We start from the raw sequence: 7,976 nt of genomic DNA, 5'->3' as shown, positions 1-7,976 counted from the left end.
AGATAAATTGCTCCCATCCCTCACAACGGGTGATGCAATCGATATTCAAACCATCACCCCTGAACCGCACTTTACCGAACCACCATCACGCTACTCCGAAGCGAGTTTGATTAAAAAACTCGAAGCCGAGGGGATCGGGCGTCCATCAACCTATGCACCGACCATCAGTACCTTGCAAGCACGTAACTACATCGAAATCGAGAAACGTGCTATTCAGCCGACCGAGATAGCGTTTACCGTGACAGAGATGCTAGAGACCCATTTTAACGAGATTGTCGATGCCAGCTTTACCGCGACGATGGAAGAGACTCTCGATGAGATCTCTGAGAGCGGCAAATCGTGGCACAAAATTTTGCTCGATTTTTATTATCCGTTTTTGGAACAAATCGAAGCAGGGAAAACCAACATCGTCAGCCTAAAAATGGCGAAACCGCTCGGACGCAACTGCCCTCAATGCGGAAGTGAGCTGTTACTACGCTCAGGTCGTTTCGGTGAGTTTATCGCGTGCAGCGGTTTCCCAAAATGCAAATACACCGAACAAACCGAAGAGAACCAAAAAGAGAACCCTGCAACTCCGGATGAAGTAAGCGAAGAGGTATGTGACAAATGCGGCAGTGCAATGGTGGTCAAAAACGGTCGCAACGGGAAATTTTTGGCGTGCAGCGGCTATCCGAAATGTAAAAATACCAAAACATTAAACCAAGAGACCAAGTTTTCCGAAGTACCGTGTCCTGAATGCGGCGGAAAACTACTATGGCGTCAATCACGCAGAGGGGCTTTTTGGGGATGTGAATACTATCCAAAATGTAAATTTATCTCCAAATTTGAGCCTAGTGATAAAAAATGTGAAGTCGAAGGATGTGGCGGAGCATTGGCTCCACGAACCTACCGTAACAAAGAGGTGTACGAGTGTGTCAAATGTAAAGACCGTACACCGCGAGAAGAGACGAATGAATAAAATAATCTCGTCATCCTCGGGCTTGACCCGGGGATCCATCCCCGATAAAATCAAGCTGGATTCCCGCCTACGCGGGAATGACGTTGTATTATGAAAATAGGTCTACTCTCCGATACCCACTCCAAAAAAGGGCGATCCCAACGGGTGATTGATCATCTCGTCTCGCAAGGGGCTGAATTTCTGATCCACGCAGGGGATATCGTTAAACCCGAAATTCTTAATCAACTCAAAAATAGCGGTCTTCGTTATGTCGCCGTCTATGGAAACAATGATGCAGGATTGATCGAGTATCACACCAAATACAATCTCGTCCAAGAACCTCACTATTTTAAACTGGGTGGTGTCAATTTTAAACTGATGCATCTCCCGTTTTACATGAATGCCGATGCCGAAGTGATCATTTTCGGACATACTCACGTATTTGAGTGTGATTTTAAAAATCGTACTCTCTTTCTCAATCCGGGAGAAGTATGCGCACGGGAAAAACCTTTTTCAAGCTGCGCGATGCTTGAAATTTCCGATACCGCTCTTGCGGTAACGCACTATTCCCGAGCTGTGGGAAGTGATACATTTGAGGAACGTCACTACTCTTTTGAAAGATCCTAAATATGTCCAAAAAAATATTCCTTTGCTCTATCTGCAATATCAACAGCGGAACCTGCAATGAAGATTGCAAATTTTGCAGCCAAAGCGTCAAATACAAAGCCGATATCGAACGGTATAAACAAAAACCGATGAATCAGATTTTAGAGGAAGCCCGCCATCTCGAAGCACTCGGAGCACTCGGATTTTGCCTCGTTACGGCTCAAAAAGGGCTGGATGATAAAACTCTCGATTTTGTCTGCAACATCGCCTCTACCCTCAAGCATGAAGTACCCCGTCTCCGCCTCATCGCCTGTAATGGTACAGCATCATTGGATCAATTGAATGAACTTAAACGCTCCGGAGTGAGTGCCTATAACCACAACCTAGAAACGAGCCGTGAATTTTACAGCCAAGTATGCACCACCCATCCGTGGGAGGAGCGGTTTGAGACCTGCGAAAACGTTAACCGTTCCGGTCTCAAGCTGATCACAGGGGGAATTTTCGGGATGGGAGAGACGCACGAGGATCGTCTTAGTATGCTCTATTCACTCAAAGAGTTGAACCCTATTTCGGTACCGCTAAACTTTTATCACCACAATCCGGCTTTGCCACTCAATCCAAATCCTCTAACTATTGATGAGTCATTGGAACTTATTACTTTAGCACGTCGTATTTTGGATAAAAGCGACCGAATTATGATCGCAGGAGGACGAGAAATCACCTTTAAAGAGCGTCAACATGAGATTTTTGGAGCAGGTGCCAACAGTATCGTCATCGGTAATTATCTCACCACTGCCGGACGAGATGCCCATAGTGATTTGACAATGCTCAAAGACCTCGGATTTGAAATTGCCTTCTCACCTGAGGATAAGTAAGTTATAATAGCATTATAACGACACAAAGGAGGGTAAGAGATGTCACAATCGGTATTACTGACCATTGCTAGAGCCTCGATCGAAGAGGTTCTCCAAGCCGAAAACAGTATCAACCGCACAGAACTTCTCACGCTCTATCCCTTACTCTCGCAACCGCTAGAGTGTGAAATCATCCTCTATCTCGATAATAAAGTACGTGGGCGTTCACGAAGCCTCAGGGTAGACACCTCTCTTCTCGAAGAGATCATCCATAATGCCAAAATCGCCGCATTTCAGGATGAAAATTTCGATCCCCTCGTCACTTCCGAATATCTCCATACCACCATCAAACTCACTTTATTCACATCCGATGGGGAATTAACCCATCAAAGTGAGGCGATACTAAAAGGGTAACTTAGTGATTCGAGGTATTTAATCTTCTATTTCATCGTCACATATACATGATTAATATCACACACTTTACCCTTTAATGGTCCGTTGAGAATTTTAACTTTCGATTTTGTAAACATATCAACACCTGCATATAGTTGTTTGTCACTTCCTATTGTATATAGTTCACCCCAAACTACCACTTCACCAAGAGTTCCATTTGGTAATAAATAATGTTTACCATCTACCTCACAACCTGCTGTTGGATAATTATCAAATGCACTAATCGTTACTTTATCACCCGCTGATAATAAAGTAGCTAACATGAAAACATTTATAAGTAGAATTTTTTTGTACATTTTTTTCCTTTTATTTGGTTAATCAATAAGATTCTTCGTAAAAATTTCCTGAGCAATAACCCAAAATGAATCCCTTTACAACGATTGTATGTAATTAGCAATTGCAAAACCGTGATTCAGCCCCAATGCAATCGATCCTCCTGATTCTTGCGTAATATCCCCAGCAACAAACAGTCCGGCAACATTGGTCTGATAGTTCTCATCATGTACCGGTTTGCCATCCTCTTCACGAATACCGCTGCTTTGCAAAAATCCGCTCGGAGTTGTCCCTCCGATGGCATATACAAGCCGATCAAACAGCTCTGTAGCGCCATCACTGAAAATCACTTTTACTTTTCCGCTCTCACTCTCTAACTCGATAATTTCGGTATTGAGCAGTGGTCGAACCGCACCATCAGCCACCGCTTTTTCTATATCGGCTTGATTGGTCGGATTAGCACGGCGAAACGTCCCACGACGGTAACAAATAGAGACTTCATTTCGATCGCACAGTTCAACCGCATACTCGATTGCCGAATCTCCCCCTCCGACAACCATTACTTTTTCCCCCTGAGAACATCCATCCAACGTATAATGGATCTGATTTTTAATCGAAGGGGGAATTTTATAATCGGGTTTATTCGGTTTTCCCATCCGCCCGATAGTTACAACAACGTATTTGGCAAAAATACTTCCACCGGCAATAAAAACTTCAAAGCCCTCCTCTCGTTTGAGTATTTTCTGCACTTCGGTATGCGTACGTAATTCTAAAACTTCATTGTCCAATAACTGGTCAAAAAAGTCGAGGGTAGACTCTTTCGTTCCATCCATAAAATAGATGGTTCCGTCCAATTCGACCTTCTGCCCTTTCCAATCTTTATCCACCCGTTTGTTGTCTTTGTAAAATTTTCGGATCGTTGCATTATGATTTTCATCTTTTTCGAGAAGAACGATATCACGCATTCCCAATACGTAACTCTCAATCGCTGTGGCTATTCCGGCAGGTCCAGCACCGATTATTGCTAGTTGATATAAATGTTCCATGCATACTCCTAAAAAAATTTATACAAATACTTTATCATAAAGAGGGATAAAACTCGATTTATGTTATCACCCTAGATGAGCAATTTTTTTTTAATTACACAATCCTAGAGATGAACCTTCAATTTATGTGTTATAATTTTTTAATAACTGCCTTAAGGAGATTTAAGATGAAGAAAATCATATTTTCAGCAGCCCTTGCTGCAACACTACTCGGAGCGAGTGACTTTAATTATGAGGTCACTCCAGTAGCCGGATACTTATGGAATAGTACTTCCAATGAAACCAATCTAAACAACGGCGGCGCAATGGGGTATGTCAATAATCACCCTGTATATGGTCTTGAAGTTCAATTAAATAGTCTATTTGATACCATCAAGCCTGAAATCAGTCTCTTATATGGACGCGAAAATCAAACACCATCCGGTGATTTTACCGGAGTTCTTACAGCCTTGTACAATGCTGTTTATGAATTTGACTGCACTAAAAATATAACACCGTTCATGAAAGCTGGTCTTGGTTTTGAAGCTTACACATCATCAAATGATTGGCAAGGACCTGTTGCGGATGCAGGATTAGGTCTTAAAATGGATATTACCAAACATGTAGCATTAAAGCTTGAAGGTCTCTACCTGTATAAAATGAATGCAGATCAAAATAAAGTTGACGGTGCAAATGGGGAAGTTCACAATGTAACTGCTCTTGCCGGTTTGACCTTTAGCTTTGATGAAAAAGCAGCACCTGTAGTAGCAGCTCCGGTCGTTGCGGCAGTCATTGCTCCAGAGCCTAAACCTGAGCCAAAAGCAGTTCCAGTCGTTATTCCAGTTCCAGTCGTTGTTGCGGCTCCAAAACCAGTTCCAGTCGTTGTTGCCGCTCCAATCGACAGCGATAAAGACAGTATTTTTGATCCTCAAGACAGATGTCCGAATACTCCAACTGGATTCAAAGTAGATGCAGATGGATGCCCCCTTAAAGCAACATTACACCTAAACTTTGCCACCAATTCCAATAAAGTCGATGCAGAAGGGACTGTAAAAGTAGCAGCATTTGCCGGTTTCTTGAAAGATAGCCCAGCATACAAAGCAAGTATCGTTGGTCATACCGATAATACTGCGTCAGACAAATACAACCAAAAACTCTCTGAAAAACGGGCAGAGATTGTTAAATCGATGCTTATTAAAGAGGGTGTTGACGCTTCACGTTTGACATCAGCGGGTAAAGGTGAAAGCCAACCGGTTGCTACCAACAAAACAAAAGCAGGACGTTCTGAAAATCGCCGTATCGAAGTAGAACTTTCTCACTAAATTCTTACTTCGCTTTCCCCTGAGGGGGAATTTCCTCACTTTTTCACTTTCTCCCCAAACTTCATCATAAACTTTTGTAGTTTAGGTGCAATCACCGCATAACAGTACCCTTGTGTCGGATGTTCATTATAATAGTTTTGATGATACGCTTCTGCCGGATAAAATTCCGGTGCACTTGAGCGTTCCGTTACAATCGGATTCTCCCACGATTTTTGTGCTTCATGAATCGATTTATCCGCTTTTGCATTTTGAGCCTCGTTATAATAGTAGATAACCGAACGATACTGGGTTCCCCGATCGGCACCTTGTTGATTGAGGGTAGTCGGATTATGGATCACCCAAAAAATATCAAGAATCTCTTCATAGCGGATAACGCTAGGATCATAGGTGATTTCGACCACTTCGGCATGTCCGGTCGCACCGCTGCATACCTGCTCATAACTCGGATTTTTACGTGCTCCTCCGGCATAACCGCTGATCGCACTTATAACTCCGTCAACACGAGTATAAACCGCTTCAATACACCAAAAACATCCACCGCCTAAAAGTGCTTTTTCCATAATTACATCCTCTTTTATATAGGATGATTATCTATTTTAAGTACTGTTAGATGCTTGAAGAAACTATTTTGATTTTCTCCTTTAAGCTGATTATTTTTTAATCAATTATTTGAATTATTTATAGATAAAACTCTTTATAATGTCATCGTTTCGTCAAAACACGTTATCGTACAGTAATCATTTACTGTTACGATGCCGTTTATAAATTGTTAAAGGAGTCTCCAATGGGAAAAATAACACCGTTAGAAAAAATGTTGCTTAAAAAATTACGCCGTTCTAAACGTGCTAGCTGGATGGTTGCATAACTAGCTTTTTGCTCTAATGAGCAAGATTATATCTCCAAATCTACTTCTAAATCACATCTGATTCAAACAAATCTTAAATATATCCCTTGAATTATATTTTCATACTTAGTACCGCTTATGCTCATTTGGGATAAAATAAAGAACTAATTTTTACACAAAGAGCATTTATGTCACTCAAGCACACCCTTCTTGAAACCATCTCCCGACGCCCTCTCATCATCGACGGTGCGATGGGAACTCAGCTTCAAGAGCGTGCCGATAAAATCCCCGATAGCGCATGGGAAGGGTTAGAGGGGTGTAACGAACTTCTCAATGTTACGTGTCCCGAAGTAATGAGCGATATTTTTCACGCCTACCTCACCGCCGGAGCGGATCTCATCACCACCAACACCTTCGGCTCTTTTAGCTGGGTACTCGATGAATACGGGATCGGTCATCGTGCCTACGAACTCTCCCGTGCAGGAGCCGCCGTCTGTAAGGCGGAGTGCGACAAGTTTTCTCGCGCGGAGCACCCCCGATATGTTTTAGGTTCCATCGGACCGGGGACAAAACTCCCCTCTCTAGGGCACATCCACTATGATGAAATGTTCACAGGATATTTGGAGTGTTGTTTAGGTCTTATCGACGGCGGATGCGATATTTTCCTCCTAGAGACCTGCCAAGACCCGCTCCAAATCAAAGCGGCACTCCACGCCTGTGAAGCGGCGAATAAAGAGCGTGGAGCGACTCTGCCGATTATGGTTTCCGTTACGATTGAATTGGCGGGAAGTATGCTCATCGGAACCGATGCGGCAACCATCGCGACCATTTTAGAGCCGTTCGACATCCTCAGTCTCGGTTTCAACTGCGGAACAGGCCCTGAGCAATACGGCAAACACGTTCGAACGCTTAGCGAAGTGTGGGGAAAACCCATCTCCGTTCACGCCAATGCGGGGCTTCCTCAAAACCGTGGAGGCTATTCGTACTATCCGATGGGGCCCGATGAGTTCGCCCAGCTGCAATGCGACTTTTTAAACTACGACGGGGTGAGTTTTCTCGGCGGATGTTGCGGCACCACCCCGCAACATATCCGAGCGCTAGTGAACAAAGTCTCTACTATCGCCCCGAAAAAGCCGAGCGGAGCAATGAAGCCCTCCATCGCATCGCTCTTCAACACGGTCGAGCTGATCCAAGAACCCGCACCGCTCCTCATCGGAGAGCGCTCCAACTCGACAGGATCGAAAGCGTTTCGCGAACTCATCATCGCCAGTGATTATGAGGGGACTTTGAGCGTCGGACAAGCCCAAGTGCGCGACGGTGCTCATTGTCTCGATGTCAACGTCGAGTTTGCGGGGCGTGATGGAGCAGTCGATATGGCGCACGTTATGAGACTCTACAATCAAAAAATCTCCCTTCCTCTCATGCCCGATGCGACACGAGTCAACACGATGGAAGAGGCGCTCAAATGTATCGGCGGAAAACCGATCATCAACTCGGTCAACCTCGAAGACGGGGAAGAGCGTTTAGACGCCATTTGTTCTCTCGCCAAAAAATTCGGAACCGCCCTCGTGTGTCTCGTCATCGATGAAAAAGGGATGGCGAAAACGACGGCAGATAAAATGCGCATTGCAGAGCGCATCTACGATTTGTGTGTCAACCGCC

The 7,976-nt window shown here is 44.1% G+C and carries 9 protein-coding genes; 6 read left to right on the top strand and 3 right to left on the bottom strand.

Features of this window, described 5'->3' with window-relative positions; genetic code table 11:
• The 4 genes from WA010_RS11150 to WA010_RS11135 form a co-directional block, all read left to right on the top strand.
• Positions 1-958, top strand: a 958-nt coding sequence (locus tag WA010_RS11150) for a topoisomerase DNA-binding C4 zinc finger domain-containing protein (RefSeq protein WP_422557190.1), incomplete at its 5' end; no start/stop codon positions are given.
• A gap of 90 nt (positions 959-1,048) precedes the next feature.
• Positions 1,049-1,564 carry a metallophosphoesterase family protein gene (locus WA010_RS11145; protein WP_422557189.1) on the top strand — a complete coding sequence of 172 codons (516 nt, stop codon included), beginning with the start codon at positions 1,049-1,051 and terminating at the stop codon, positions 1,562-1,564.
• 2 nt (positions 1,565-1,566) lie between these two features.
• The gene (locus tag WA010_RS11140) at positions 1,567-2,418 is read left to right on the top strand and encodes a biotin synthase (protein ID WP_422557188.1); all 852 of its coding nucleotides are present in this window, start codon (positions 1,567-1,569) and stop codon (positions 2,416-2,418) included.
• 39 nt (positions 2,419-2,457) lie between these two features.
• Positions 2,458-2,811: an AMMECR1 domain-containing protein gene (locus WA010_RS11135; RefSeq protein WP_422557187.1), complete on the top strand. Its 354-nt coding sequence runs from the start codon at positions 2,458-2,460 to the stop codon at positions 2,809-2,811.
• A gap of 26 nt (positions 2,812-2,837) precedes the next feature.
• Here WA010_RS11135 and WA010_RS11130 read toward each other — a convergent pair whose 3' ends face one another.
• Both WA010_RS11130 and WA010_RS11125 read right to left on the bottom strand, forming a co-directional pair.
• Positions 2,838-3,146, bottom strand: coding sequence for a hypothetical protein (locus WA010_RS11130; RefSeq protein ID WP_422557186.1), 309 nt, complete (start codon positions 3,144-3,146; stop codon positions 2,838-2,840).
• A gap of 75 nt (positions 3,147-3,221) precedes the next feature.
• Positions 3,222-4,169 carry an NAD(P)-binding domain-containing protein gene (locus WA010_RS11125; RefSeq protein WP_422557185.1) on the bottom strand — a complete coding sequence of 316 codons (948 nt, stop codon included), beginning with the start codon at positions 4,167-4,169 and terminating at the stop codon, positions 3,222-3,224.
• Between the two features lie 167 nt (positions 4,170-4,336).
• Between WA010_RS11125 and WA010_RS11120 the strand changes: the two genes are divergently transcribed.
• Positions 4,337-5,470 (top strand): OmpA family protein, encoded by a 1,134-nt coding sequence (locus WA010_RS11120; RefSeq protein WP_422557184.1) that lies wholly within the window; start codon positions 4,337-4,339, stop codon positions 5,468-5,470.
• A gap of 35 nt (positions 5,471-5,505) precedes the next feature.
• Here the strand turns inward: WA010_RS11120 and msrA are convergent, their stop codons facing one another.
• Entirely contained in the window at positions 5,506-6,030 is a 525-nt protein-coding gene (gene msrA, locus WA010_RS11115; RefSeq protein ID WP_422557183.1) for a peptide-methionine (S)-S-oxide reductase MsrA, read from the bottom strand.
• 472 nt (positions 6,031-6,502) lie between these two features.
• Between msrA and WA010_RS11110 the strand changes: the two genes are divergently transcribed.
• A partial coding sequence (locus WA010_RS11110; RefSeq protein WP_422557182.1) for a homocysteine S-methyltransferase family protein occupies positions 6,503-7,976 on the top strand: 1,474 nt, incomplete at its 3' end.

Origin of the sequence: Sulfuricurvum sp. (assembly GCF_049305995.1) — a bacterium.
GTDB lineage: Bacteria > Campylobacterota > Campylobacteria > Campylobacterales > Sulfurimonadaceae > Sulfuricurvum.
This window is presented reverse-complemented; position numbering and strand designations above follow the sequence as displayed.

What these genes read in the sequence shown, in the direction of transcription:
- WA010_RS11130 (WP_422557186.1), bottom strand. Translation starts at nt 3,146, where the DNA reads ATGTACAAAAAAATTCTACTTATAAATGTTTTCATGTTAGCTACTTTA.
- msrA (WP_422557183.1), bottom strand. Translation starts at nt 6,030, where the DNA reads ATGGAAAAAGCACTTTTAGGCGGTGGATGTTTTTGGTGTATTGAAGCG.
- WA010_RS11125 (WP_422557185.1), bottom strand. Translation starts at nt 4,169, where the DNA reads ATGGAACATTTATATCAACTAGCAATAATCGGTGCTGGACCTGCCGGA.
- WA010_RS11135 (WP_422557187.1), top strand. Translation starts at nt 2,458, where the DNA reads ATGTCACAATCGGTATTACTGACCATTGCTAGAGCCTCGATCGAAGAG.
- WA010_RS11145 (WP_422557189.1), top strand. Translation starts at nt 1,049, where the DNA reads ATGAAAATAGGTCTACTCTCCGATACCCACTCCAAAAAAGGGCGATCC.
- WA010_RS11140 (WP_422557188.1), top strand. Translation starts at nt 1,567, where the DNA reads ATGTCCAAAAAAATATTCCTTTGCTCTATCTGCAATATCAACAGCGGA.
- WA010_RS11120 (WP_422557184.1), top strand. Translation starts at nt 4,337, where the DNA reads ATGAAGAAAATCATATTTTCAGCAGCCCTTGCTGCAACACTACTCGGA.